This is a genomic window from Pantoea sp. BS_8, from assembly GCF_041954965.1.
In the GTDB taxonomy this organism is placed as follows: Bacteria; Pseudomonadota; Gammaproteobacteria; order Enterobacterales; family Enterobacteriaceae; genus Pantoea; species Pantoea stewartii.
The window spans coordinates 195,649-222,009 of sequence record NZ_JAVAXU010000005.1 but is presented as its reverse complement, the minus strand read 5'-3'; the positions used below and the strand labels follow the sequence as shown (position 1 = coordinate 222,009).

Sequence of the window (26,361 nt, the reverse complement as noted above, 5' to 3'; positions counted from 1 at the left end):
GAAGATGCCTTAACGTCGACGACGCCACCACCAAAACAGCCCCCCAATGACCACCAGCACGCCTGCGACCATCGCCCCCCGGACCAACGGCAGCAGCAGTGAAGGCTCACCGCCCTGACGCAATGCTTTCACGCGCTCCGGAGTGATGCGCACTGCACTGTTGCCGATGTCCTGCATCACGTAGTTCGTGACATCGGCAATTTGTGTGTCATTTAAGGTCTTGGCAAAACTGAGCATGCCCTGCCCTTTTGCAGGCCAGACACCGTCCAGTATGACCATCGCCACGTTATCCGCATTGGATTTCTCCAGTACCGGATGTTTGGTTAAGGCAGGCAGGCCGTTAAGTCCCTGTCCTTCCAGGTTATGGCAGGATGCGCAGTTATTACGGTAAATCTGCTCGCCGTCCGTCATATCCGATAACATATCAGGTGTATCGTCCCCGGTGACGGGCGTCAGACCGACAGTGGGCTCCTCGCTGTCGGCATCGGCATCCGTGCTGTCGTCTTCGTGATCGACAGCAGGCAACAGGTAGGTCGCGATAGCGGCCCGATCGTCCGGCGTCATCCGCGAAAAACTTTTGTCGATGGCTTCCAGCATCGGACCGGCCGCCGTTGCACCATTATCGGCGTGACCGCTGGCGAGATAGGCTGCCAGCGACTCGCGTGACCACTGATCGTCACTTTGTAACGCAGCAGACGTAATCGCTGGCGCATACCAGGTCCCGAGAGAAGCGCCCTGTAACGATTTATCCGACTCCTCCGCCATCAGGAAATTACGTGGCGTATGGCAGGTGCTGCAGTGGGTTAACCCTTCCACCAGATACGCGCCGCGATTCCATTCAGCAGACTGGCTGGGATCGGGAGTAAAAGGCTTGCCGTCAAGGAACAGAAGATTCCACGCCGCCATGCTGAAGCGGAGATTAAACGGAAACGGCAACGCCGTTTTTTCTGGCTGTGTATCATCTGCTTTTACACCGTACATAAAATAGGCATAAAGCGCGGAGATATCGCTGTCGTTAATCCGGGCATAGGCGGTATACGGCATGGCCGGATAAAGATGGCTGCCATCCGCGCGAATGCCCTTGCGTAAGGCATCGGCAAACTGCTTCTCACTGTAGTGACCAATGCCTGCCGTTTTTGAAGGCGTAATGTTGGTACTGAAGATGATCCCTAACGGGCTGCCAATCGCATGGCCACCGGTAAACGGTGCTTTGCCCTCTTCTGTATGGCAGGCCGCGCAGTCCCCGGCTACGGCAAGGTATTCTCCCCGCTTAATAAGATCGCCCTGGCTTTCGGCATGCGCAGTGGTCTGCATGAGGCTGAGCATAAGGGCAATCGGCACCACCAGGCGCCTCAGTAACTTATCCATGCTGCGTCTCCTGCAAAATTTTATCAGCCGTGCGCAACGCAAGCGCCATCGCGGTCAGTGTGACATTACAGGTTCCGACCGTGGGCATCACGCCAGTGCCCACCATAAACAGGTTTTCATGATCGTGCGCCCGTCCCCAGGCATCCGTGACGCTGGTAGCGGGATCCAGGCCCATCGACAACGTGCCAGTAATATGTTGGCGATTAGAAAATTTGCCGCTTTTACTGTGGCGAATATTGGTCGCGCCCAGCTTTGCGGCAATCGCGTCATAACATTCACGGGTTTTCGCCGTGCCCTTTTGCACATACTCGTCCACATTCCAGTACAGTGCCGGGGTAGGCAGCCCAAGAGCATCTTTGTTACTGCTTAACGTGACGCGGTTGGTGGGATCCGGGAGCTGTTCCAGGGCATTCTTTATGCTGAGACGACGTGCCGCACGGAAGCGAATCTGTTCCTGAAGTTTTTTGCCAAAATAGCCTTCCTCCAGCACTTCTTTCGTCACCGCGGCGACCTGCGAGGCATTGGAAATATCCAGACGGAATGGCGCGTGTTCACGACGGAACTCACCGTCCCTGAACTGCCCGATTGAGCACGGGCTGACGGGGCCGCGTCCGGGCCAGATTTCTTCATCCACATCAAACGTGACGCCAATCGCGGGGTGATCGCAGAGGTTACGGCCCACAGTGTCCCGGGCATTGCCGATGCCCTGTGGGAATCTCTCGCTGGTGGACATCAGCAGCAGCTTAGGCGTTTCAATCGCATTGGCCGCCAGAACAAATGTCTGCGCCGTCACGCGATGGCGGGTTTTATTCCAGTCATAATAGTTTGCGGCCACAATCCGCCCCTGCGCATCGTGCTCAAGTTGATAAACGACAGCTTCAGTGATTACCTGTACGCCGCTGTCTTCCGCCTGCTGAGCGGCCAGGCCACCGTGATACTGCGCGTCAATGGGGCACACGGGCATGCAGTTATTGTTTCCACAGCAGGCCGGTCGGCCATCGTAACTTCGGCTGTTGCGGCCGGTACTGTCATCCAGTACGGTGAAGTCTGGCGCGAGTCGGGACGTGACACGTTGCTGCAACCAGGAGGCCGGCACCCGTTCCATCGGAAACGGCTTACTGCGAGGCGAGCCGTTGTCCGGCGATCCGCCGACGCCAGCGATGACTTCGGCTTCATAGTAATAAGGTTCCAGATCCTGATAGCTAATCGGCCAGTCTTTTCCCACGCCATACAGCGAATGTTGCTGAAAATCATTCGGGACAAAGCGCCACAACTGAGCCGCCCAGTGCCAGCTGGTGCCGCCAAAAATACGAATATATTGCGCATTAAATGCCTGAGGCCCCAGTTGCTGCAGGTAATCATTGGGTTCTGGGGTATAGCGCGGTTGGGGTGCCATCGGTGAAAAGGGGTACGGTGACATAAAGTCAGACTTAAAGGCAGAACTGCGGAAGCGCTCCACCAGTTCTCCACGGCTGATCTTAGGTCCGGATTCAAGCAGGATAACGGACTTCCCGGCTTTCGCCAGACGCGTCGCCAGCAACGCGCCATTCACGCCTGCGCCGATAACGACCACATCAGCCGAATTATTCTTCTTCATGGATAACATTACTCTTGAAAAGGGTCACGGTTGGCTCGCCCAACTGCCACAAACGCCATAGGAGAAGCTCGGTGGAACCAGTTTGTCGTTAACGACCCGATTCGCAAGCGTGTTGATATAGGTGATATAGCGCGCATTTTTGCCTTTGCCGACAATGCCGGTATACCAGCTGCTCAGAATCGCCCCGGCCAGCCTGGCGCTTGCCGCCTCAGTTTCAGCAAACTGCAGGCGTGCCTGTTGTAACAGGTCGGGCTGATGCGTTAACAGGTTGCTGAGATGAAAAAGTGCCGCGCTGAAGTTTTTCTGCGTCTGACTGAACGCATCAAACAGCGCACTGCCTACCGTGTCATTGAGCTCGTTCTGTTGTGTCAGTTGCTGTGAAACCAGCATAAACACATCAAGGGCATCTGCCTGCATGTTCGGTTGCGCGGCGTTGAGAGGCGCCAAAGGGAACAGATGGCCGGTCGCACTGGCCACAGCGACAAGCCCAACCATCTTCAGCACGCGTCGGCGTGAATAGTGATTCATCATATTATCCAGTCAAAAAGCTGCCTTTCTCTGGCAGCAAATCCTTCTTTGGCATACGAATAGTGTGTTGCCAGAATGCATCGCGTCCTAGATGCTTTGCCTTACGTCATCGCTAAACTTGACGAAGTGATGACTGCGACGACCTGCTCTGATTAACTCTATCGACAAGCCAGCCACTGTCCTTTACGTTAGGCATGCAAGAAATCTTTTTCCTGTCAGCGGTAAACCCAGCATGATGCTGTGTGATCCTTCACCAGCGCCTGGACAGCGTTATCCTGTTGGCAGTCGTTAAACCAGATGGTTATTTGGGTTATGAATATATTAAATGGATAGTAAACAAATTTGATACGAAGCGGTACTGACTGTTGAGACGGGTGAGGTGTGTGAACCTGTTACGTCAGGCTGTCCTGCGTGTTGTGCCGGCGGCAAGCTGATCTCTTTTTCCAGTCGGTTATTTAGCCGGCCAAACAAGGCTTTATTTTTGTGTGAGAATCCCGGCAGGAAACATGCCAGGCTCAGCAAAATGATCGGGCAGCCGACGCTCGTCCAGAACGCAATTGCCAGCAACACGATGGCGGCACCGCTGATGGATACAACGGATGTTATTAAGACAGGCAGATGCAGCTCAAAAAGTCGACAAACTCACGTGACAGCGTCACAGAAGCAGCAACCGTTGAGGCATTACGCTTCACGTTGCGCCACGGTCACCGGCACTGCCAACTCTGCATAGATCCGTGCAAAAGTTCGGGTTTCCACGCTACGCCTTGCCGCACCGTTTCCCCACATTGTAAAGACCATTACCGCATGAAGCATGGCCTGGAGCGCATGCCCGGTGATAATGGCACTAATCGCGAACCCCTAACAGCGGGTAAAGCAAACTGGTGACATTTTCCGCCATGACCCGCAACAGGGTGAGAATCAACTTTTTACTGTGACGTCGCCCCAGCGTTTTCAGGGTTGCAATGGCGGTATGTGGCGCGGTATTCGGTAGTGTCGCTCTGGAAGAACACATGATTTTCTTTTTGTAAACTGTTAAAACTGAGCGTTCGCTCAAGTACCAGAGCATCATAATTGATTGCTCGAAGTTAATTCAGGAGTCAGGATGAAAGCATCAACCCAATCCGCCGGGGAAACACTGAAAGAAAAAATTCTGGCGGGCGCCGTCGCGCTTTTTCTTGAAAAGGGGCTCGAAAAGGCCACCACACGCGAGCTCACCGCGACGCTGGGCATTTCACGCAGTCATATCTATCACTATTTTCCTGACTGGCACACGCTGACCTTAACGGCGCTGGAGCGCTTTATGCAAGGCGAACTCGACGACTTCGCCCGTGAACTGGCCGCGCTGGATCCTGAGCAGCAACTATACTGTTTAATCGAAGGACATATTCCTGATGCGGCGGATTCCGGCTGGCAACTTTATGCTTCAGTGTGGCAGATGGCTGGCCATCACGATGATTATGCCGGACTGGCCGATAAAATTACGGCCGGCTGGGATGCCCTGCTCTGTCGCATTCTTGAGGCTGGCGTCGCACAGGGATACTTTCGGATTGAGGATGTTGCGCGCAGCGCGCGTCAGCTCAACGCCATGCTGAATGGCTATGCCGATCTGCTCAGTATTAAGTCTTCGCCTGAGAGAGTCGAGCAGGTGATGTCTGATATTCATCACTTTGTAAAACTGCTGCGTTAACCGCATCCGCAACAACAGCGTGGCGTTGACGCCCACCGACATTAAAGGAATGTTAAATAGAAGTTATAATTCTATTTACTCTTATCCTTATATTGTTTCATCTCTATGGCGCACGTTTTACATTTTGATGGTTGATTAATCTCAAATTTTATCGCTTATCCGCACCGAAACGGTTGCTAACACACTTTATTTTTACTTAGTAAAACGCATGCGTGATCCGATAAGCGCGTGTTTTTTGGCACTTTATTGATTATCTGTTTTAAGAAAAGTTGCTTACTTAGTGACGAAATTAACGGTAAGCAACTGTTTTATATAACAAATGAATTAATAAAAAGACATAAAATTAATCATTGAGTCCTGTGTTAAAAAACAATATATTGGCCGCGTTTTTAACATGAGTTCTAAATTTTATTCACTTATCCAACTGCAGCGTGATGCCACGCCCGGTTGTAGGAGAGATATGATGACGGATAAAGTCCGTATTGATAGTTTGAATGCGAATACATTAAACGGTAACAATGAGTCTTATCTGGCCCGCCAGGCCGAGTTTGAATCAAATGTTCGAAGTTATCCGCGTAAATTGCCGTTAGCGATCGCAAAAGCTAATGGTGTCTGGATCACAGACGTTGAGAACAAACAGTATCTTGACTGTCTTGCCGGTGCCGGAACGCTTGCGTTGGGTCATAATCATCCTGACGTACTGCAAAGCATCCAAAATGTCATTACCAGCGGCTTGCCGTTACATACTCTCGATCTGACCACGCCATTAAAAGACGCGTTCTCAGAATATTTGCTCTCTCTGTTACCGGGTCAGGGCAAAGAGTACTGCCTGCAGTTCACTGGTCCTTCTGGTGCGGACGCAGTTGAAGCCGCGCTGAAACTGGCGAAAAAACACACGGGCCGTTCAGGCGTGATCAGCTTCTCCGGCGGTTATCATGGCATGACCCACGGTGCGCTTTCAGTGACAGGTAATCTGTCACCGAAAGAAGCCGTGGACGGCATGATGCCGGAAGTGCAGTTCATGCCTTATCCGCACCTTTACCGTTGCCCGCTGGGCATTGGCGGCGAAGCCGGTGTTAAAGCGCTGACCTACTACTTCGAAAACCTGATCAACGACGTTGAAAGTGGCGTACGTAAACCGGCTGCGGTCATCCTGGAAGCCGTTCAGGGTGAAGGCGGCGTCAATCCTGCGCCAGCAGAGTGGCTGCAACGTATCCGTAAAGTCACCCAGGAGCACGGCATTCTGCTGATCCTGGATGAGGTTCAGGCCGGATTTGCCCGTACCGGTAAATTCTTTGCCTTTGAACACGCCGGCATTGAACCCGACATTATCGTTATGTCAAAAGCCGTCGGTGGCGGTTTGCCATTAGCCGTACTGGGTATTAAAAAGCAATTTGATGCCTGGTCGCCTGGCCACCATACCGGTACATTCCGTGGCAACCAACTGGCCATGGCAACCGGTCTGACAACGTTGAAATTGCTGAAAGAAAACAACATCGCTGACAGCGTGGCAGAAAAAGGTGAGTGGCTGAAAGGCAAACTGGCCGAGCTGCAAAAACGTTATCCTGCGATTGGCAACGTCCGTGGTCTGGGTTTGATGATCGGTATCGAAATGGTCAAACCAAACGAAGCACAGGATCACATGGGCTGCTACACGGCTGATGGCGATCTGTCTGCGCTGGTGCAGAAAAAATGCTTCGAAAATGGTCTGATTCTGGAGCGTGGCGGCCGCCACGGCAGCGTATTACGTCTGCTGCCTTCTCTGCTGATCAACCATGATGAGCTTCAGGTTTTCCTGGATAAGTTTGAAAACGCCCTGCTTGCCGCAGGCGTCGAAGCAGTTTAAGTGGAGTAAGTTCGATGTCACGGTCAAATCCTATTCTGGCGTCCTCGGTGCAAAGCACCGAGGCTTATCAGCAGGCTATCGCTCAAAGCAGCGCGGCCGTTGTTAAGTGGCTGGAACAGCCTGAAATGTATCAGGGCAAAACGGTTGCAGAACTCCGCGAACGCATCAAGCTGGACTTTAATCCAGAAGGCCTGGGTAACCAGGCCGCCATTGAGCGCGCGATTGAGTATTTCCTGAAAGACAGCCTGTCTGTTCATCATCCACAGTGTGTTGCGCATTTACATTGCCCAAGTCTGGTTATCAGCCAGGCCGCTGAAGTACTGATCAACGCCACGAACCAGAGTATGGACTCGTGGGATCAGGCACCTTCTGCCACGCTTATCGAAATGAAGCTGATCGAGTGGTTGCGCGAGCAGGTTGGTTATCAGGCGGGTGATGCAGGCGTCTTTACCAGTGGCGGCACGCAGAGCAATCTGATGGGGCTGATGCTGGCACGCGATGCCTTCTTTGCCCGTCAGGGTCATTCCGTGCAGCAGGACGGCCTGACTGGCGATCTGAAAAAAATCAAAGTTTTCTGTTCGGAAAACGCGCACTTCTCAGTGCAGAAAAATATGGCCCTGCTCGGCTTAGGCTACCAGTCGGTCACGTTGGTGAAATGCGACGAGTTTGCGCGCATGGATATGACGGACCTGGCTCAGAAACTGGCACAGGCCAAAGCCAACAACGAGCAGGTGCTGGCGATTGTCGCGACGGCGGGCACAACGGATGCCGGTGCTATCGATCCGTTACGTGAGATTGTCAGGCTGGCGGCTGAGCAGCACATCTGGGTTCACGTTGATGCGGCCTGGGGCGGCGCGCTGCTGCTGTCCGAGAAATATCGTCACTACCTGGATGGTCTGGAGCTGGTGGATTCCGTTACGCTGGATTTCCATAAACAATTCTTCCAGACAATCAGCTGTGGCGCTTTCCTGTTAAAAGAAGCCCGTCACTATGAGCTGATGCGCTATCAGGCCGCTTACCTGAACTCTGAATTTGATGAGGCACAGGGCGTACCAAACCTGGTATCAAAATCTCTGCAAACCACGCGCCGTTTCGATGCGCTGAAGCTGTGGATGGGACTGGAAGCGCTGGGCCAGAAACAGTATGCCGAAATTATCGATCACGGCGTCACGCTGGCACAGCAGGTTGCGCAGTTTATTGAACAGCAGGATGCGCTGGAGCTGGTGATGAAACCTCAGCTGGCGAGCGTCCTGTTCCGTTATCGCCCACATCAGTCCGCGGGCTGGAGCGATGCTGACATTGCGCTGTTCAACCAGCGCATCGGCGATGCATTGCTGGAATCCGGCCGGGCCAATGTCGGCGTGACCGAGCATAACGGTATGACCTGCCTGAAAATGACGTTGTTGAACCCAACGGTGACCCTGGAGGACATTACTGTCCTGCTGGCACTCCTGGAGAAAACAGCACAGTCATTACTGTAAGCCTTTCTTATTCTGCCTGACTCAGGCCGGTAATTTTTACCGGCCTTATTTATTTGTGAAGACTGTCCGCAAGGCTTAGCGTGTCGGTGGACAATGTCGCCCCACCGCGCCCCTGACTGAACTGACTTGCGCCACGCAGCATCGTGCTGCAGGATAAGACTTTTACAGCATTTACCGGAAAGACCATGACCGCTCACGTCTCTAACGATCCCCTGCACGGTATTACACTTGAAATGCAGGTCAACAGCCTGGTGGCACGATATGGCTGGGCTGAACTGAGCAAGCGTATCAATATCAACTGTTTTAAAAACGATCCCAGTGTAAAGTCCAGCCTGAAGTTTCTTCGCCGGACGCCCTGGGCGCGTGCTGAAGTGGAAGCCCTGTACCTGGCTTCACGGGATGACGCGCAACCGGATTCCGCACCGTCATCCGATGAAGATCCGTGGTCCAGTTGGCGCCGTGATAAAACCTGATGAAGATTGCGCGCACGCTTCAGACGTAAAAAAGCCCGCGTCATCACTGACGCGGGCTTTTTCATATTATGGCATTACAGCGCCATATCGTGCTTCGCTGGTTCAGGTGTTTTATCACTTTTCGCCGCGGGAGCTTCAGCAGGCTTAGTGCCCATGTTAATAACCGGTGGCTTCGTCAGCTGCAGCGTTGCAGCCGTTTCATCCCATACCTGCTGGGTCAGTGCAGGATTGTCGTTCAGTTTCTGACCGTAAGCAGGAACAATTTTACGGATTTTTTCCTGCCATTCCGCAGACTTGAATTGCTCCGGGAACAGTTTCTGCATAACGTTAATCGCAATAGGTGCAGCGGTTGATGCGCCTGGCGATGCGCCCAGCAGTGCAGCAACGGTTTTCTGCTGATCGGTCACGATTTCTGTACCGAGTTTCAGCACGCCACCTTTCTCTGCATCTTTCTTGATGATCTGTACACGTTGACCGGCCTGGATCAGCGTCCAGTCTTCTTTCTTCGCATCAGGATAGTATTCTCTCAGCGCAGCAAAGCGGTCATCATCGCTCAACATGACCTGACCAATCAGGTATTTCACCAGATCGAAGTTATCCAGGCCCACATGGGTCATTGGCATAAAGTTGTGAGTCGTCGTCGAGCTCAGCAAGTCAAACAGCGAACCGTTTTTCAGGAACTTGGTTGAGAACGTGGCGAAAGGTCCAAACAACACGACACGTTTGCCATCGAAGTAGCGTGTGTCAAGATGTGGAACGGACATCGGTGGCGCACCCACAGAAGCCTGACCGTAAACTTTGGCTAAATGACGCTCAGCAATCTGCGGGTTCTTGGTGACCAGGAATGAGCCGCCAACCGGGAAACCTGCATAATTATCCGCTTCGGGAATGCCGGTTTTTTGCAGTAACTTCAGCGCACCGCCGCCCGCGCCGATGAACACATATTTTGCGTCTACCGTGCGTTCGCCGCCATTTTTGGCATCTTTGATGGTCACGTGCCAGGAGTTATCGCTGTTACGTTTGAAGTCAGTGACTTCAGAAGACGTTTCCAGACGGAAATTATCATGTTTCTTCAGGCTACCAATCAACTGACGGGTAATTTCACCGTAGTTAACGTCGGTCCCGACAGGCGTCCAGGTTGCCGCCACTTTTTGTTGAGGGTCGCGACCTTCCATCACCAGAGGTGCCCACTGCGCAATCTGTTTGTGATCGGTGGAGAACTGCATACCCTGGAACAGGACGGTTTTCTGCAACGCCGCGTAGCGCTTAGTCAGATAATCCACATTATCGCCCCATACAAAACTCATATGCGGCGTAGAGTTGATAAATGAACGCGGGTTATTTAACACGCCGTCTTTCACCTGAGAACTCCAGAACTGGCGGGAGATCATGAAGGCTTCGTTAATTTCCAGCGCTTTGGTCACGTCAATTGAACCATCAGCACGCTCAGGCGTGTAGTTCAGTTCCATATTGGCGGAGTGGCCGGTACCGGCATTATTCCAGCCATTCGAGGATTCAAGTGCCACACCATCAAGCTTCTCAACCATGATCTGTTTCCAGCCCGGTTGTAGCTCTTCCAGCAGGGTGCCCAGAGAAGCACTCATGATACCGCCGCCGATCAGCAGAACGTCTGTTTTTTCTGGTGAATTTTCAGCATGGGTGACTGAAGAAACGAGTAACGCTGCAAGCGAAAGTGCAGGTACGAATTTAGTTGATTTAATCATTCGGAATCTACAATTAACGTGGAGAAGTAGTTAAAAAAAGTCCCGAAAGTTTAAAATATTGTTATTGCGTAGTTAATGTGAAAATAGTTAAAAAATTAAAAGCTTCTTTATTTCGATTAATTTAGTTACAAAAGGTTAACTTCATTATCGATATATTTTAACCACACAATAAAGGGGCTTTTTGCAATATACAATGCCCTAAGGCAAATATTTTCAGCGCGCGGTGATGAGAAATGATGCGACAGCTTTTACTCGCAGGAAGGCTAAAACACAAAGAGGAAAGCGCGCCGTTTCAGATAAGATATTACGGATAGTGAGTCTCTCAATGGTGATAAAAGCGGCTCTTTATCACTGACCGGTCAAGGGGATTCTCAGTGACGGATCTGCGCCAGATCATCCGCATTAAGACCCGTCATTTTCATTACCGTCTCGTTATCCAGGCCGTTTTGCAGCATAGTACGGGCAATTTTCAGGGTAGCTTCACGTTCCCCTTCAGAACGACCCGCTTCATGTCCCAGCTGAATGCCCTTTTCGATGCCTTTTTGTTCGAGCTGCTGCGCGATGGTCATTAGTTCGTCTCCATGTTGCGGCACACGTTGTGCCAGTTCTCTGACCAGGGCTTCGGCATCCGAAGTTTCCCCTGTCTGCACAATGTAGTGTATCAATGATATGACTTGTGATGAAGAAAGATAGCCTGCCAGCAATACCGGGACAAGCGTATCCATCAGCTCCGCAAAATCACGCTGATGGATATGCTTCTGGAGCAGTGTCAGCGCGGCCATACTGCGATGACCCGCAATTTCTTCATCAGGAATCACGGTGACATCCACCAGCGGGAAGGGTTCGGCATAGAGTCGGGCAGCCAGTACGGGATCGCTGAATGCATCGAGCCAACGGGTCGAGTAGGGATAGGGGCTACGTTTCCCGGTATAGAAGAGGACAGGAATCACCAGCGGCAGACTTTTGTGGCCGGCTTCAAGGTGACGTTGCATGGCCGCCACCGCATACCGCAGTAATCTGAAAGCCATCAGTTTATCCGGGGAGGACTGATGTTCGATCAGTACATGGATATAGCCCTCCTCGTCTCGTGTCGTTTTCAGACTGTAGAGAACATCACTGAAATACTGGCGAAGGTCGTCTTCCACAAAAGAGCCGGATTCCAGTTTCAATGTATTCAGATCACAAATAGCGCGTAATTCGGCGGGAAGATGCAATTCCATAAAGTCACGTGCAATCTCGGGCTGCGAGAGAAATTGTCGAAACGTTGCATCGTGAGGCATTGGTGTGCCGTTCTTCTTCTTCATCAACCCTGACTCCAGAATAACAAGCTGACATTTCATTGTGGCAATAAGAAGCCTCTGGGGGATAAGCACGGAAAACACGCGCAATGACGCACGATAGCTTTACTTTTGGGGAGCAGCATTGACCTGAATCAGTCCTGCCTGTGTGGTGAGTTTTTTTAAACTGATGATCGCTGGCCATGAAACTGTACTGGTGGTACGACTTCGCGTATGTTGCATCGCGAACCTTACTATTGCTGATACTCACTATGAATGACTCCCGGCCCCACCGTTCGTCTAAAAAACGCCCCATGAAACTCAGCACGCTCTCGTCTCTGATGATGGCTGCTGTGTTGATGACCGTCTTGTTAAGCGTACATCTGCTTTACTATGTGCAGATTGATAACTTCACACGTGCGCATGTGAAAGATAAGGCCCTGGCCGTGGCGCGAACGCTGGCTGACAGCCCGGAAATCCAGCAGGCGCTGACCCAGCCTGATGGCAGCAAAATCATTCAGCCTATCGCCCAGGCAACGCGTAAACGTAATGATTTGCTGTTTGTCGTGGTAACAGATATGCGCGGTATTCGGTTTTCGCATCCGAATCCTGATGTGGTTAACCAACATTTTGTCGGTGAGGATATTAACCCTGCTTTACAGGGTCATGAGAACGTTGCGGTTAATCATGGCGTTCTGGTCGAAGCACTCCGAGTGTTCACACCCGTGTTTAATGCCAGACACCAGCAAATCGGCGTTGTGGCTATTGGCATCTCAGTGAATGACGTTGCCGCGCAAGTCACAAAAAGCCGCTGGAATATCTTCTGGACGGTATTATTAGGCGCGTTGGTCGGCATGCTGGGCATTTTCATTTTAGTAAAACGCCTGAAGCACATTTTGCTGGGGTTAGAGCCGTACGAAATCTCCAGTTTGTTTGAAGAGCGTCAGGCTATCCTGGATTCGATTAAGGAAGGCGTCATTGCCGTCGACGATCAGTCCCGCGTCAGCCTGATCAATCAGGCAGCGTCACAATTATTGAAAGAGACGACGCGTGAAGCCTTTCTGAGTGGCGATCGCGTGCCGGAAAATGCACAAATGCTGACCCATCTGCGTGATGCGTTGCATGAAGGCAAAGCCGCATATGATGAAGAACTTAATGTGCGCGGCAAGATACTGATCAGCAACACCGTACCCGTGCGCAGTCGCAGCAGTATCATTGGCGCGGTGAGCACCTTCAGGGACAAGACAGAGATCAGTCAGCTAATGCAGCGTCTCGACGGCATGGTAAACTATGTGGATGCGCTGCGTGAACGTTCCCATGAATTCATGAACAAACTGCACGTGATTCTTGGGCTGCTGCACATGAAAAACTATGCGCAGATGGAAGAGTACATCCTTAAAACGGCCAATAACTACCAGACCGAAATCGGTTCGCTGTTGCAGAAGATTAAATCACCGGTCATTGCGGGTTTCCTGTTAAGCAAAATTAATCGTGTGACGGATGAAGGCCATCAGCTAATCCTGAGCGAAGCCAGCTACCTGCCAGACAGCGGCAGTGAACAGCAAATTGCCGCATTAATAACGGTGCTGGGTAACCTGATCGAAAACGCCCTTGAGGCGCTTGACCCGGATATGGACGGTGAAATTCACGTCATGCTGCACTACCAAAACGGCTGGTTGTCATGTGAGGTCAGCGACGATGGTCCCGGTATTCCTGCCGATCAGCTGACAACCATTTTCGAACGTGGCGTTTCCACCAAAGGTGAAGATCGTGGCGTTGGACTGTTTTTACTCAAGCAACAAACGGAAAGTCTGGGCGGTAACGTCAGCGTCGAATCCGAGCCAGGCGTGTACACGCAGTTTTTAGTACAGCTTCCGTGGGAAAGAGGAAATATTAACGAATGATCAATGTGTTAGTTGTAGACGATGATGCCATGGTGGCCGAGCTGAACCGATGCTATATCGGTCAGATAGACGGTTTTACCTGTTGTGGCACTGCGTCCACGTTACTGCAAGCCAAAGAACGCCTGTTGCAGACCGATCCGGCCGTTGATCTTATTTTGCTGGATATCTATATGCAGCAGGAAAACGGACTGGATTTGCTGCCGGAGCTGCGCAGCGCCGGTCGTCCGATTGACGTGATTATCATCTCGTCAGCAGCGGATGCGGCAACCATCAAAACCTCGCTGAATTATGGTGTTGTGGATTACCTGATTAAACCGTTTCAGTTTTCGCGCTTTGAAGAAGCATTAACCGGCTGGCGACAAAAAAAACGACTCATGGATAATCATCAGTTTTATCAACAATCTGATGTCGACCAGTTGCTGCACGGCAACCCGGCGAACGCCAACGAGACAAAACGTCTGCCGAAAGGACTGACACCGCAAACACTGCGTACGCTTTGCCTGTGGATTGATGCGCATCCCGGAACGGAATTTTCCACCGATGAGCTGGCAACGGAGGTCAATATTTCTCGTGTATCTTGCCGCAAATACCTGATTTGGCTGGCACAAAGCAATATTCTATTTACGAGCATTCATTACGGTGTGACAGGTCGTCCGGTTTATCGTTACCGTCTCCAGCCTGAGTATCACGCACTTTTACGTCAGTACTGCCAGTGATGTAGCGGAAGCTGTGATCCAGCAATGTAAAATCAAAGTGACGTTGTGACGAGCAGATGATGAGTTTGTCGCGCGTCACGAAGATAGCCTCTATGCCGGGATAGGCTTTCAGATAGTCGCTCCCCTTTTCAATGCCCATGCCATAGATCAGCGTGGTAAAAATATCCCCATCAATTGAGTGATCTGACACGATGGTTACGCTGAGTAGCGCGTTATCCAGCGGATAGCCGGTATGCCTGTCCAGGATATGGTGGTAGCAGACCCCTTCCTGTTCAAAGTAACGTTCGTAAATCCCGGAAGTCACTACGGATTTATTCGTTACGTTAATCACCCCAAGCAGCGCGTCCGAAGCGGCAAAGGGTTTTTTTAAACCAATTGCCCAGCCTTCCTGCGGTGCATCAGGCGGCGCGCCGAGCGTTTGCACATTGCCGCCAAGATTGATGAGCGCGCTGTCCACACCCTGCTCATGTAAAAATGCCTGCACCCGATCGGCAATATAGCCCTTGGCAATCGCACCCAGATCAATCTCCATGCCCGCTTGCTTCAGAAAGACCGAACGGTTCGCCGCATCAAGTTCAATGTTCTCAGGATGGGTTAAAGCGAGTTTTGCCTGTATCTCTGCCCGCGCCGGAACGCTTTTCCCCTGAAAGCCGATCTTCCAGCATTTGACCAGCGGTCCGATGGCCAGATTAAAACTACTTTCAGGCAGCAGGCTGACCGCAAGTGCACGCTCGATTAGCGTAAACACGGGCTGGCTGACGCTGACGGGACGCTGACCGGCCGCATGATTAATCGCCATCACTTCGGAGTGCTCACGATTGACGGTAAGCACATTCTCATACTGTTTGATCAAGCGAAAAACCTGACCTGCCAGCGCCTCATTATGCTCATACAGCTTAAGCAGAATGGGCGAGCCCATCAGGACGGCGGAATAGGCGTACACGTGTGAATCAGTTTGCATAAGCGACAGGACTCGGGGAGAAAGAAGAACCGGCATCCGATGTTATACGGATGCCGGATATCACGGCTTAGCGTTTGGCAAAAGCCGCTGCGTTTGCGCCAGCAAGAATACCAAAGATGATGATATCGGCAACCGCGTTTCCACCGATACGGTTTGCACCGTGGATACCACCGACGACCTCACCACAAGCCCAGGCACCGTTAATAACCTGCTTATTGGTGTCCAGTACTGCAGTCGCCGTGTTGATAGTCACGCCGCCCATTGTGTGATGGACGCCGGGCGCGATGCGAATGGCATAGAAAGGCCCTTCGCTTAACGGATGACGCAGCGCGGTTTGACGGCCAAAATCCTCGTCTTTCTGTTTAATCACAAAACCGTTGTAGCGTTGCAGTGTCTCTTCCAGCGTACGGTGTTCCATATTCAGCTTAACCGCCAGCTCTGCTACGCTCGGGGCGCTGATAACAAAGCCTTTCGCAATATATTCATCAGCGGCCTTGTTGTTCATACGGACCTGCTCGTCAAAGATAATCCAGGCACTTTTTTCTGGCAGCGCAATAATCTGCGCCGAAACTTTATCGCGAGTTTCCATTTCGTTGTAGAAGCGCTGGCCTGCCTGGCTGACCAGGATCGCCCCGCCACCGCGAATTGATTCTGAGACCAGGTAAGATGTCGTCTGCTCGACGGTCGGGTGAATCTGAATCTCGCCCATATCGACTGTATCCGCCCCAATTTTTTGCAGCATTGCGATGCCTGCACCGGTAGCGCCTTTATGGTTGGTGGTGACAAAACCATCCAGTTCCGGGCGATATTTCACCACCATTTCCCGGTTAGCACTGAAACCGCCTGTCGCCACAATCACGCTTTTTGCGTTCAGAATACGGCTGTCATTGTATTCATCCACCACTTTCACGCCGCTGACCGCGCCATTTTCAAACAGGATCTCTTCAACTGCGGTTTCAAGCAGCACGTCGATATTACGGCTGTTGATATTTTTCACCAGACCACTAATCAGGAAGCCGCCGACAGCGGAGCGGTCTGCAGGGCGATGCGTACGGTCGATACTCATACCGCCTGTGATAGTGATATCGTTAAGCTCAATGCCGTGATCTGCCAGCCAGTCGATGGCTTCCGGCGCTAAGTCAACAAACTCACGCAACAGCGCGGGATTATTTTTAAATTTACCGCCTTTGAGGGTTTCTTCATAAAACAGCTCCTTGCTGTCCTGAATCCCTTTCAGCTTCTGAAAACGCGTTTCTGCGGCGTTCATCCCGACAGAGGCTTTAATGGTGTTGCCGCCAATGGTCGGCATCTTCTCAATGACCACCACTTTAGCGCCTTCATCGTGGGCCTGAATGGCGGCGGCCAGCCCTGCACCACCACTGCCAACAACCACAACGTCATACTGCTGTGGCGCGTTGGGATTGCCGCCCTCTTCAATGACGTGTGCTTTGTTCGATGTGGTCATTGCGCGTGAGACCGCTTTTTTCAGCGCTTCACTCTGTGTCGTCGCACCGGTAATCGCGTCAACATGTGGGCTGTTTGCCACCAGAATACGATTACGCAGACTTTCAAACGTGGTGGTGAAATCCACATCCAGCGTGTCATCAGGAACCAGGGAAATATCGGTAATACGATCGGTATCCAGCGTAACGTTGATTTTCAGCTTCAGCGCTTCAGCCTCAACTTTCTCCTGATAAACGCCCGCTTTGTATTTACGACCGGTTTCGCTCATGTCACGAATCATGGCGTCAACCAGTGAGAAACGCCACAGAGGCTCGGGGATGAGTAAAGCTTCACGTTTGTTGCTGTCGATATAGAGTTCAAGGTGCTCGTTATTGATGATGCGGTCAGTCCAGTCTGGATAAGCGATGCAGGCTTTACCGACGGCGACCAGGTCATAGCCTTTTTCCAGTGCCTTTTCTGCATCCTCTTTGTTAACCACGCCGCCGACACCTATTACCGGGACCTTCGCCAGGGTTTCTGACCGCATGGCAATAAACTTCTCAATAAGCGGTGTAGGATCGGTGGTATCCACGATGGATGGGCGCATCAACTGCCCGACAGAGAAGTGCACATAATCCAGGCCCCGTGCTGCAAGTTTCTCCAGTAAGTACATTGTGTCGTCAAAGCGGATGCCGGGCACTTCGAGTTCTTCCGGCGAAAAACGATAACCGATGATGAACGAGTTATGCGCAAAGCGCTCGGCCATCTTATGCGTGATGTCCAGCACTTCCAGCGGGAAGCGGGCGCGGTTATCACGACTGCCGCCCCATTTGTCTTTACGCTGATTTGAGTTAGGTGAGTAGAATTGCTGAATCAGATAGGTGTTAGCGCCATGGATTTCTACGCCATCGAAACCCGCTTTGATGGCGCGGTTAACGGCATCACCAAATTTGGTGATCATGGTATCCACTTCTTCTGCCGTTAAGGCGCGGGGCGTCGTTGCCCCTTCACGGGGTGCCGCAATTGCGCTGGGCGCGACAGGGGTTTTACCGCCAATCAGTTCAGGCTCAACCATGCGTCCGCCGTGATAGATTTGAAGAATCGCGGTGGATCCTTTTTCCTTGATGGCGTCAGCGATGCGTTTTAAGCCGGGTATTTTGTTGTCGCTGTCGATGGCGATCGCCCCCGGAAAAGCCGGGCCTTTTGGATCGATAAAGCAGCACTCAACAATCACTGTTCCGATACTGCCCGCACGTGCACGGTAATATTCAACCAACTCGCTGGTCACCGTACCATCATAAAATCCGGTACAGGTTGTCATTGGTGCCATGATCAGACGATTTTTTAAAACTGCACCACGCGGCAAGGTAAGGGGATTAAGAATTGGGGTGAGTGTATTCATTGCGATTAACTCCAAAATATCAAAAACCGGGAATTCTTTCTGGACGTTTTTAATTTAATTTAAGTGGTCCGATTTCATGCTTCTAATATATCAGTTAATTTAGTTTCATAAGATATAATTTTAATTATTTAACTTTTAAATATCTTTAGACTTTTTGTTTGATTGGAGTGATTTCGTGATGTATGGTTATTGTTAATCAATAGTTACCAAAAAGCAATAGTGAAATAGCAGTAAAATAAAATCAATAAAAACAATAATTTAAAGTTGACGCTCTGTGTTTTTTCTTCCTGATGTGGTTGCAAAAAGTATTCAATGCTATCTTACTCACCTGTTCCTCATTGATTATTGTTTAATTTGTTAAAAAATAAAAAATACAATTTAACTTGTTTGATCCAGATCAAAATTTTATTTTCCAGAAGTCGCATCATATTCACATGGTTTCTTAAATTTTCTGCATCGCACGAGTAGAAACGTTAAAAGAATATAAAACACCACGGGTTATTCTTATAATGTAGAATAAATAAAATGTCTTGAAGAATTCGCCGGGGCGTTAATCGTATTATCCTTAACTCGTAGAAAAACACTATGAAAACACTCTCAAACATGAAAGAGCCCCCTAAAGCAGCCCCTGCAGCTGCGGGCAAAAAAAATAAAGCACTGATGCTAGCCCTGCCTGTCATCGTCGCAGTGCTTTTATTACTCGTCCCCGTACCGTCCGGTCTTGAACCTTATGCATGGCATTTCTTCGCCATCTTTGTTGGGGTGATTGTAGGCTTGATTTTTGAGCCGCTGCCCGGTGCCGTAATTGGTCTGACAGGCGTCGTAGTGATCGCCCTCTTCAGTCAGTTTTTGCTGTTTAGTCCGACAGAACTGGCCAATCCGACATTTAAACTCGCAACGGAGTCCTTTAAATGGGCCGTCAGCGGCTTTGGTAATTCAACCGTGTGGCTGATCTTTGGCGCATTCATGTTTGCTGCTGGCTACGATAAAACGCAGTTTGGTCGTCGTCTGGCCCTGATTCTGGTGAAATATCTGGGCCGCCGCAGCTTAACATTAGGTTATGCCATCACTTTTGCTGACCTGCTGTTAGCACCCTTTACTCCGTCTAACACCGCGCGCAGTGGCGGTACCATCTACCCGATTATCGCCAACCTGCCACCGCTGTATGGATCTAAACCCAACGATCCCAGCGCGCGCAAAATCGGATCCTACTTAATGTGGGTTGCCATCACGGCGGCCTGTATTACCAGCTCCATGTTCCTGTCTGCACTGGCGCCGAATCTGTTAGCCCTTGCTTTAGTCAAAAGCGTCATTGGCTTCGATATTTCCTGGGGAATGTGGTTTCTTGCCTTTATTCCTTTAGGTCTGCTGCTGATTCTGACCATGCCGCTGCTGGCTTACTGGTTCTATCCACCTGAAGTCAAAGTGAATGATGAGGTGCCACGCTGGGCGATGGCAGAGCTTGAAAAACTGGGTAAACTGACCCGCAATGAAATCCTGTTACTGGTGTTTGTGGTCTGTGCGCTGTTGATGTGGATTTTTGCTACTGCCTGGATCGAACCGGCCATGGCGGCACTGTTAGTCATCATCCTGATGCTGTGGACTGGTGTGCTTAACTGGAATGATATCACCAGCAACAAAGCGGCCTGGAACACTTTTGCCTGGTTTGCCACGCTGGTAGCCCTGGCTGACGGTCTGGCCAGAGTGGGCTTTATCGCCTGGCTGGGTAAAGAAGGAGGAATATTACTGCAAGGCTATGATCCCCAGATCTCGGCGGTCGTGTTGTTAATTGCCTTTTTCCTGCTGCATTACCTGTTCGCCAGTACCACCGCGCACACAACGGCGTTACTGCCTGCCATGTTGACGATTGCCGCCTCGATTCCTGGCATCAATATGCCCGTGTTCTGTCTGATGCTGTGTACCTCTCTGGGCGTGATGGGCATCATCACACCTTACGGTACAGGTCCAAGCCCTATTTATTACGGCAGCGGCTACTTACCCACTAAGGATTACTGGCGACTGGGAACTATCTTCGGCGCTATCTTCCTGATTGCAATGATGCTGATTGCTTATCCCTGGATGGTGTGGATGTTCTGACCGCGCCCTGTGCAATCCAGCGCGTCATACGATAACATGCCATTACTTGCCAGCCTGCGCTTACGGCTGGCAAGCATAATAAACAACGAATTCGCCTGTGATGTTGCTCCTGTCAGCCTATCTCAAAAGGAGCCAGCACGTCATTAAGTGAGATACCATGTCGAACAAACCTTTTTATTATCAGAACCCCTTCCCTCTTACCCACGAGGATACCGAATACTACCTGCTCAGCCCTGACTATGTTTCCGTTGCTGAATTTGACGGGCAGGAGGTGCTGAAAGTAGAGCCTCAAGCGTTAACCCTACTGGCACAACAGGCTTTTCATGATGCTTCCTTTATGTTGCGCCCGGCCCACCAGCAGCAGGTGGCCTCTATTCTTGATGATCCTGAAGCCAGCGATAACGACAAGTACGTGGCACTCCAGTTCCTGCGCAATTCAGAAATCGCGGCCAAAGGTGTTCTGCCAACCTGCCAGGACACCGGTACAGCCATCATTATGGGGAAAAAAGGTCAGCGCGTGTGGACAGGTGGAGGTGATGAGGCCGCCCTGTCAAAGGGGATCTACAATACCTATATCGAAGACAATCTGCGTTACTCACAGAACGCGGCGCTGGACATGTATAAAGAGGTCAACACCGGGACTAACCTGCCCGCCCAGATCGATCTCTACAGCGTGGATGGTGACGAATACAAATTTCTCTGCATCGCCAAAGGGGGCGGTTCAGCCAACAAAACCTATCTGTACCAGGAAACCAAAGCCCTGCTCAGCCCGGGTAAGCTGAAGAATTATCTTGTCGATAAAATGCGCACCCTGGGCACCGCCGCCTGTCCGCCTTACCATATCGCCTTTGTCATTGGCGGTACCTCCGCTGAAAGCACGCTGAAAACCGTGAAGCTGGCGTCAACGCACTACTACGATGGCTTGCCAACAGAAGGCAACGAGCATGGCCAGGCATTCCGCGATGTTCAGCTGGAACAGGAATTACTGGAAGCCGCACAGCAGTTAGGGCTGGGCGCACAGTTTGGCGGAAAATATTTCGCCCACGATATCCGCGTTATCCGTCTGCCACGTCACGGCGCATCCTGCCCCGTCGGTATGGGCGTCTCCTGCTCCGCTGACCGCAATATCAAAGCCAAAATCAACCGCGACGGTATCTGGATTGAGAAGCTGGAAGCCAATCCTGGGCGCTATATTCCTGAAGCGCTGCGCAAACAGGGTGAAGGCGAGGTGGTGCATATCGATTTGAACCGCCCAATGAATGAGATTCTTGCACAGCTTTCTGAGTATCCGGTGTCCACCCGTCTGTCCCTGACCGGCACCATTATCGTGGCCCGCGATATTGCGCATGCGAAATTGAAAGAACGTATTGATAACGGCGAAGGCCTGCCGCAGTACATCAAGGATCACCCGGTATACTATGCCGGACCGGCAAAAACGCCTGAAGGCTATGCATCGGGTTCACTGGGCCCCACAACAGCAGGCCGCATGGATTCCTATGTTGACCTTCTGCAGGCAAATGGCGGCAGCAAAGTGATGCTGGCAAAAGGCAACCGCAGCCAGCAGGTTACTGATGCCTGTCATAAACACGGCGGGTTTTACCTGGGCAGCATTGGCGGACCCGCGGCAGTTCTGGCGCAACAGAGCATCAAGAGCCTGGAGTGTGTGGAATACGCTGAGTTAGGAATGGAAGCAATCTGGAAAATCGAAGTAGAAAATTTCCCGGCCTTCATTCTGGTCGATGACAAAGGAAATGACTTTTTCCAGCATATCGAACGTGAACACTGCTCGCGCTGTGTAAAATAAGCTGGCAGTAACAGAAAACGGCCCCCTGACAGGGGCCGTTTTTTTTAGCGCTGCAAACGTTGCAGAGCGTGACTGATGCTTTCATCACCTGCGGTCAGTTCAATGATTTTGTGATTCAGTTGCGGTGTTTCAACGAGCGCTACCAGCGTGGCGGCAACGTCTTCACGTGGAACCGCTCCGTAGGGGATGGCGTAACCGGCTCGTACGGTGCCACTACCCGCCGTATCCGTTAACGTCCCGGGACGCAGGATTACCCAGTCAAGCTGACTTTCCACCAGACGAACATCCGCCAGCCGCTTCACATGCATGTAGTTCTCGAAGCCTTCAGACGTTTTTTCGCCCCGCGCCGCATCCGGAAAAACCGACACCAGCAAAAAACGGTCAACCCCCGCCTTCTCTGCTGCAGCAACCGCCAGCGCCAGACCCTGACCATCAATAGCATTGGTGAGTTCAATGCCAGCACCACCCGCCCCTGCGCTGAAAATCACCACCTCATGACCGGTCATTTTCTGCGCCAGCTTCTCAACACTGAGTTTCTGAAGATCGCCCATGATCGGTGTCGCGCCCACAACGGTGATGGCTTCGGCCTGCTCCGGTTTACGGTGCAGCGCCGAGACCGCATGCTGTCTGGCGCAAAGCTGTTTCGTCAGGTGGGTACCTACTTTTCCCGCCGCGCCAATGATAAAACACGTTACCATCGTCCTGGTCCTTATATCACGTCAGTCAGACTACAAGTATAACCCTTAGCGCAGCGACGATGGCCTTCCGCTGACAGGGCCGAATCCCGTTACTGCGGGATGATTTTTTCCTGCTTCAGCTTATCGAACAGCTGGATGAATGAATCCAGCGTGCTGCGGTAGCCGGTAAACCCCGCTTTACGGCTTTTACTCATATCGGTAAAGGCTTCCATTGGACGGCCCAGATCGGCGTCAGTGTGCCACCATGACGCCAGTCGGGTGACGTCGCTCTCGCGCAGGTTTTCGCGCCCGGCAATGGCCTGCCATACGCTGGCAGCGTCCTGCATACGGCCATCGAGCGGCATCATTTTTGCCGGATAAGCAGCGGCTTCAATACCAAAATATTCAGCCAGTTTCGGCCACATCCAGTTCCAGCGGAACACATCACCATTGACAGCGTTAAAATCCTGATTGGCCGCATCTGGACTGGTTGCCGCCCACTCAAGTTGTTCAGCCAGGAGATCCGCATCGGTCATATCCACAACGCCGTTCCACTGTTCAGGTGAGCCCGGGAAGATAAACGGCCAGCCTTTTTCTTTACACAAGGTCGCGTAAACGGCCAGCGTCTGCCCCATGTTCATGGCATTGCCGAGCGCATAGCCAATGATGGTATGGGGACGATGGACACTCCAGCGGTAGCCGTACTTGTCAGCGCCTGCAAAAACCTCATCTTCCTGCGCGTAATAAAAGTTATCAACGGGCTGACGACCTTGTTCTTCACGGAAAGGCGTAACCGGCACCTCACCTTTACCGTAAGCCTCGAACGGCCCCAGATAGTGCTTCAGCCCGGTGACAAGGGCAACATGCGCCCCCTGTAAGCGCTCGTCGAGTGCCTCAATAACATTACGGATCATCCCGCCATTGACGCGGATATTCTCTTTTTCGCTGTCCTGACGCGCCCACACGCTGAAGAATACCGCATCGGGTTTGGTATCTTTCAGGGTAGCGCGCACCGCATCGGGATCGGTCAAATCGGCCGTCAGACTGTGGCAGCCTTGCGGAACAGCGCCGCGACCGCGGGATAATCCGCTGACCTGCCATCCGTCTTTCATTAATCTTTCAGCCAGCGCTCGCCCGATAACCCCGCTGATTCCGACAATCAAAGCCTGTTTTTGCATGTTAATTCTCCTCGTTTTGCGTAATGCTAAGCGTAATAGAGAATTTAATTCCTATTATTGGTAATTATTCACAGCATTCTCAACCTGAGTTCATCAATCATGCACGATCAACGTCTTAAGGATATTGTTCCCTTTGTTGCCAGTGTTGAAAGCGGCAGTTTTACTGCTGCGGCAGCACGTCTGCATGTCACCGGCTCCGCCGTCAGTAAAAGCGTCAGTCGGCTGGAAGCGCGGCTGGGCTCGCGCCTGCTGGAGCGCACAACACGCAGGCTGCAGCTCACCGATGCCGGTAACGCCTATTACCAAACCTGCATACGCATCATGGAGGAGCTTGCTGAAGCTGAGTCAGTTCTGGCAGCACAACGTATTATTCCGTCAGGACGCCTGCGACTCGCTGTGCCGCATACGTATGGTCGCCTGAATGTGATGCCGTTGCTGATTCCGTTTTGCCAGCAGCATCCCGAGCTTGAGCTCAGAGTGAGCTTTTCAGATCGTTTTATTGATCTCTTCGACGAAGGTATTGATGTTGCGGTCAGGATTGGCGGATCCGCCGATTTACCAGCCTCAATGGGCAGTCGCTACCTGGGACGAGAGAGAATGGTGTTTTGTGCATCGCCAGCCTGGCTGGATCGCGAAGGCCGGCCACAGGACGAACAGGCGCTGATGCAACATCGGGCCATTCTTTACGAACGCGCGGATAACACGCCCAAACCCTGGTTATTCCCCCGTGAAGAAGGACATGTCCAGTGGCGAGATATGCCGTTTCGGATGGCATTGGGTGATGTAGATGCGCAACTCCAGGCGGTCATAGCCGGACTTGGCATAGCGCAAATGCCCTCCTGGCTGGTAAACAGTGCCGTAGCTAAAGGCGAACTGGAGATTATCCTGCCACAATTACAGCCTGATGGTCTGGCCCTGAGCGTCATCTGGCCACGCCGTAAGCAACTGCTGCCGAAGGTAGATGCCTTGTTATCCGCACTGACACAGCTGGTGATTCGCTAAGTGATCAAAGATCTCACCTCTGCGGCCGACGGGCGTTCGGCACTGCCAGCGCAGAAACACGCACGGGATGATCTTCTGTCACACACGCTGTGGCCTTTATTGTGGTGTGTCGCTAATTTATTGTGTAGCCGGTGGAACGGATAAGCCTGTAAGGACAAATAAGGTATGGCATTTCAGAGCGCGAACACTTCGGATTATGCACATAGCACGGCGCCACGCGGCACGTTAACACCGGCGGCAGTCTGATGCCTCTCCTGCCCCTTCTGTGCCGCCTGAGTATTCTGGCAGGGATAGCTTTTGCGCTGTCAGGCTGTGCGCGCCAGGATGCGTTGTGGATGGTGACGAACGACGTTTGCAGGGTGAACTACGCGTACACTGGCTATGCTGCCCCCTGCCAGCAAGTCTATCTTGCAAAAGGGGAACAGCAGGGCTTCAGCGTTATTCAAAATCCACGTTATCCGTATCATTTTATTCTGGTGCCCACACTTTTGTTATCTGGTATCGAAAGCCCCTTATTGTCGTATACGACCCGCACAGACTATTTCGGTTATGCGTGGCTGATGCGTTATCGCGTAATGGCGGCGTATGGCGGAACGGTGCCGGAAGACAGGCTGGGCATGGCTGTCAATTCCGCCTGGGGGCGCAGCCAGAATCAACTGCATATTCATCTCACCTGCCTGCGGGAAGATGTCTATCGCCAGTTACAGGCTGAACGCCCTTATATTCAGGATGACTGGCATCCCCTGCCAGACAAATTGTTAACGCACACTTATTATGCACGACGCGTCCTGCAGCCCAGTGTGATGGGCATTTATCCTGTTGCATCCGTTGCCCGCGATTTTCATCTGTCTCCGCCTCAGTTGGCGGAATACGGGATTGCCGTTGTTCCTGCCACGTTTTCAGGAAAAAACGGCTTTATCCTGCTGGTGACGCGACGAGGCTGGGATAAAGGGAACCGGGCATCCGTCGAATCGCTTCTGGATAAAAATTGTGAAATTCTGCACGACCCAACACTGCTCCCTCCGCAGGCCTCCCCAGTGGCAACGATGAAGACAGTGCCGCATCAATAAGGGGATGGCACGCTATGGCATAAAGCCTGACCGCTGGCAGCCTCAGTGCCCCTCACACAGTCAGCCAGTCATTAGACTAAATTACACAAAACGTGAATTTTTTCATTTTGTAACTTTAACGTTATG

The 26,361-nt window shown here is 51.8% G+C and carries 20 protein-coding genes and 1 pseudogene; 10 read left to right on the top strand and 11 right to left on the bottom strand.

Translation table 11 applies throughout. From position 1 onward, the window contains the following. Positions 1-9 precede the first annotated feature (9 nt). The 5 genes and pseudogenes from RAC65_RS12550 to RAC65_RS12530 form a co-directional block, all read right to left on the bottom strand. The gene (locus RAC65_RS12550; RefSeq protein WP_375094256.1) at positions 10-1,368 is read right to left on the bottom strand and encodes a cytochrome c; all 1,359 of its coding nucleotides are present in this window, start codon (positions 1,366-1,368) and stop codon (positions 10-12) included. Further along, entirely contained in the window at positions 1,361-2,965 is a 1,605-nt protein-coding gene (locus RAC65_RS12545; RefSeq protein ID WP_375096765.1) for a GMC family oxidoreductase, read from the bottom strand. Before RAC65_RS12545 ends, RAC65_RS12550 begins: the two co-directional genes overlap by 8 nt. Positions 2,966-2,989: 24 nt before the next feature. Beyond that, positions 2,990-3,493, bottom strand: a complete 504-nt coding sequence (locus RAC65_RS12540; protein WP_033742279.1) for a sugar dehydrogenase complex small subunit — start codon at positions 3,491-3,493, stop codon at positions 2,990-2,992. 321 nt (positions 3,494-3,814) lie between these two features. Further along, positions 3,815-4,291: pseudogene (locus RAC65_RS12535) on the bottom strand (ABC transporter six-transmembrane domain-containing protein). 46 nt (positions 4,292-4,337) lie between these two features. Then, positions 4,338-4,505 carry an ABC transporter six-transmembrane domain-containing protein gene (locus RAC65_RS12530; protein ID WP_232371852.1) on the bottom strand — a complete coding sequence of 56 codons (168 nt, stop codon included), beginning with the start codon at positions 4,503-4,505 and terminating at the stop codon, positions 4,338-4,340. A 90-nt stretch (positions 4,506-4,595) separates the two neighbouring features. Between RAC65_RS12530 and RAC65_RS12525 the strand changes: the two genes are divergently transcribed. The 4 genes from RAC65_RS12525 to RAC65_RS12510 all read left to right on the top strand — a co-directional run bounded on the left by RAC65_RS12525 (position 4,596) and on the right by RAC65_RS12510 (position 8,980). Further along, positions 4,596-5,180, top strand: coding sequence for a TetR/AcrR family transcriptional regulator (locus RAC65_RS12525; protein ID WP_205954630.1), 585 nt, complete (start codon positions 4,596-4,598; stop codon positions 5,178-5,180). Between the two features lie 463 nt (positions 5,181-5,643). Then, a complete protein-coding gene (locus RAC65_RS12520; protein WP_375096777.1) occupies positions 5,644-7,026 on the top strand; it encodes a diaminobutyrate--2-oxoglutarate transaminase in 1,383 nt (460 codons plus the stop codon). Positions 7,027-7,040: 14 nt separating this feature from the next. Continuing rightward, on the top strand, positions 7,041-8,507 hold the full coding sequence (locus tag RAC65_RS12515; protein WP_006122076.1) for an aspartate aminotransferase family protein: 1,467 nt from the start codon (positions 7,041-7,043) through the stop codon (positions 8,505-8,507). Between the two features lie 185 nt (positions 8,508-8,692). Then, a complete protein-coding gene (locus RAC65_RS12510) occupies positions 8,693-8,980 on the top strand; it encodes a VF530 family DNA-binding protein (RefSeq protein WP_033742281.1) in 288 nt (95 codons plus the stop codon). Positions 8,981-9,054: 74 nt separating this feature from the next. Here the strand turns inward: RAC65_RS12510 and mqo are convergent, their stop codons facing one another. Beyond that, complete coding sequence (mqo, locus tag RAC65_RS12505) at positions 9,055-10,704, bottom strand: malate dehydrogenase (quinone) (protein ID WP_006122074.1); 1,650 nt, start codon at positions 10,702-10,704, stop codon at positions 9,055-9,057. Between the two features lie 371 nt (positions 10,705-11,075). Further along, the gene (locus RAC65_RS12500) at positions 11,076-12,008 is read right to left on the bottom strand and encodes an Rpn family recombination-promoting nuclease/putative transposase (protein ID WP_205952993.1); all 933 of its coding nucleotides are present in this window, start codon (positions 12,006-12,008) and stop codon (positions 11,076-11,078) included. A gap of 287 nt (positions 12,009-12,295) precedes the next feature. Between RAC65_RS12500 and RAC65_RS12495 the strand changes: the two genes are divergently transcribed. Together RAC65_RS12495 and dcuR are read left to right on the top strand one after the other, a co-directional pair. Beyond that, positions 12,296-13,885 (top strand): sensor histidine kinase, encoded by a 1,590-nt coding sequence (locus RAC65_RS12495; RefSeq protein ID WP_226374860.1) that lies wholly within the window; start codon positions 12,296-12,298, stop codon positions 13,883-13,885. Beyond that, a complete protein-coding gene (gene dcuR, locus RAC65_RS12490) occupies positions 13,882-14,601 on the top strand; it encodes a two-component system response regulator DcuR (protein ID WP_006122071.1) in 720 nt (239 codons plus the stop codon). Before RAC65_RS12495 ends, dcuR begins: the two co-directional genes overlap by 4 nt. Here dcuR and RAC65_RS12485 read toward each other — a convergent pair. Together RAC65_RS12485 and RAC65_RS12480 are read right to left on the bottom strand one after the other, a co-directional pair. Next, entirely contained in the window at positions 14,507-15,562 is a 1,056-nt protein-coding gene (locus tag RAC65_RS12485) for an FAD:protein FMN transferase (RefSeq protein WP_375096764.1), read from the bottom strand. The two genes, dcuR and RAC65_RS12485, sit on opposite strands and share 95 nt — an antisense overlap. 67 nt (positions 15,563-15,629) lie before the next feature. Then, positions 15,630-18,407 carry a flavocytochrome c gene (locus RAC65_RS12480; RefSeq protein WP_375096763.1) on the bottom strand — a complete coding sequence of 926 codons (2,778 nt, stop codon included), beginning with the start codon at positions 18,405-18,407 and terminating at the stop codon, positions 15,630-15,632. Between the two features lie 585 nt (positions 18,408-18,992). Here RAC65_RS12480 and RAC65_RS12475 point away from each other — a divergent pair. Both RAC65_RS12475 and fumA read left to right on the top strand, forming a co-directional pair. Next, positions 18,993-20,504 carry a DASS family sodium-coupled anion symporter gene (locus RAC65_RS12475; RefSeq protein ID WP_039339314.1) on the top strand — a complete coding sequence of 504 codons (1,512 nt, stop codon included), beginning with the start codon at positions 18,993-18,995 and terminating at the stop codon, positions 20,502-20,504. A 157-nt stretch (positions 20,505-20,661) separates the two neighbouring features. Next, the gene (gene fumA / locus RAC65_RS12470) at positions 20,662-22,308 is read left to right on the top strand and encodes a class I fumarate hydratase FumA (protein ID WP_006122067.1); all 1,647 of its coding nucleotides are present in this window, start codon (positions 20,662-20,664) and stop codon (positions 22,306-22,308) included. 44 nt (positions 22,309-22,352) lie between these two features. On the opposite strand, the gene RAC65_RS12465 is transcribed toward fumA, so the two are convergent. Together RAC65_RS12465 and RAC65_RS12460 are read right to left on the bottom strand one after the other, a co-directional pair. Beyond that, positions 22,353-23,006: an SDR family oxidoreductase gene (locus RAC65_RS12465; RefSeq protein WP_375096762.1), complete on the bottom strand. Its 654-nt coding sequence runs from the start codon at positions 23,004-23,006 to the stop codon at positions 22,353-22,355. An 89-nt stretch (positions 23,007-23,095) separates the two neighbouring features. Then, positions 23,096-24,163 carry an SDR family oxidoreductase gene (locus tag RAC65_RS12460; protein WP_375096761.1) on the bottom strand — a complete coding sequence of 356 codons (1,068 nt, stop codon included), beginning with the start codon at positions 24,161-24,163 and terminating at the stop codon, positions 23,096-23,098. Positions 24,164-24,262: 99 nt separating this feature from the next. Here RAC65_RS12460 and RAC65_RS12455 point away from each other — a divergent pair, with 99 nt between their 5' ends. Beyond that, complete coding sequence (locus RAC65_RS12455) at positions 24,263-25,165, top strand: LysR family transcriptional regulator (RefSeq protein ID WP_006122064.1); 903 nt, start codon at positions 24,263-24,265, stop codon at positions 25,163-25,165. A 245-nt stretch (positions 25,166-25,410) separates the two neighbouring features. Continuing rightward, entirely contained in the window at positions 25,411-26,235 is an 825-nt protein-coding gene (locus tag RAC65_RS12450; protein WP_006122063.1) for a CDP-diacylglycerol diphosphatase, read from the top strand. Positions 26,236-26,361: the final 126 nt, after the last annotated feature.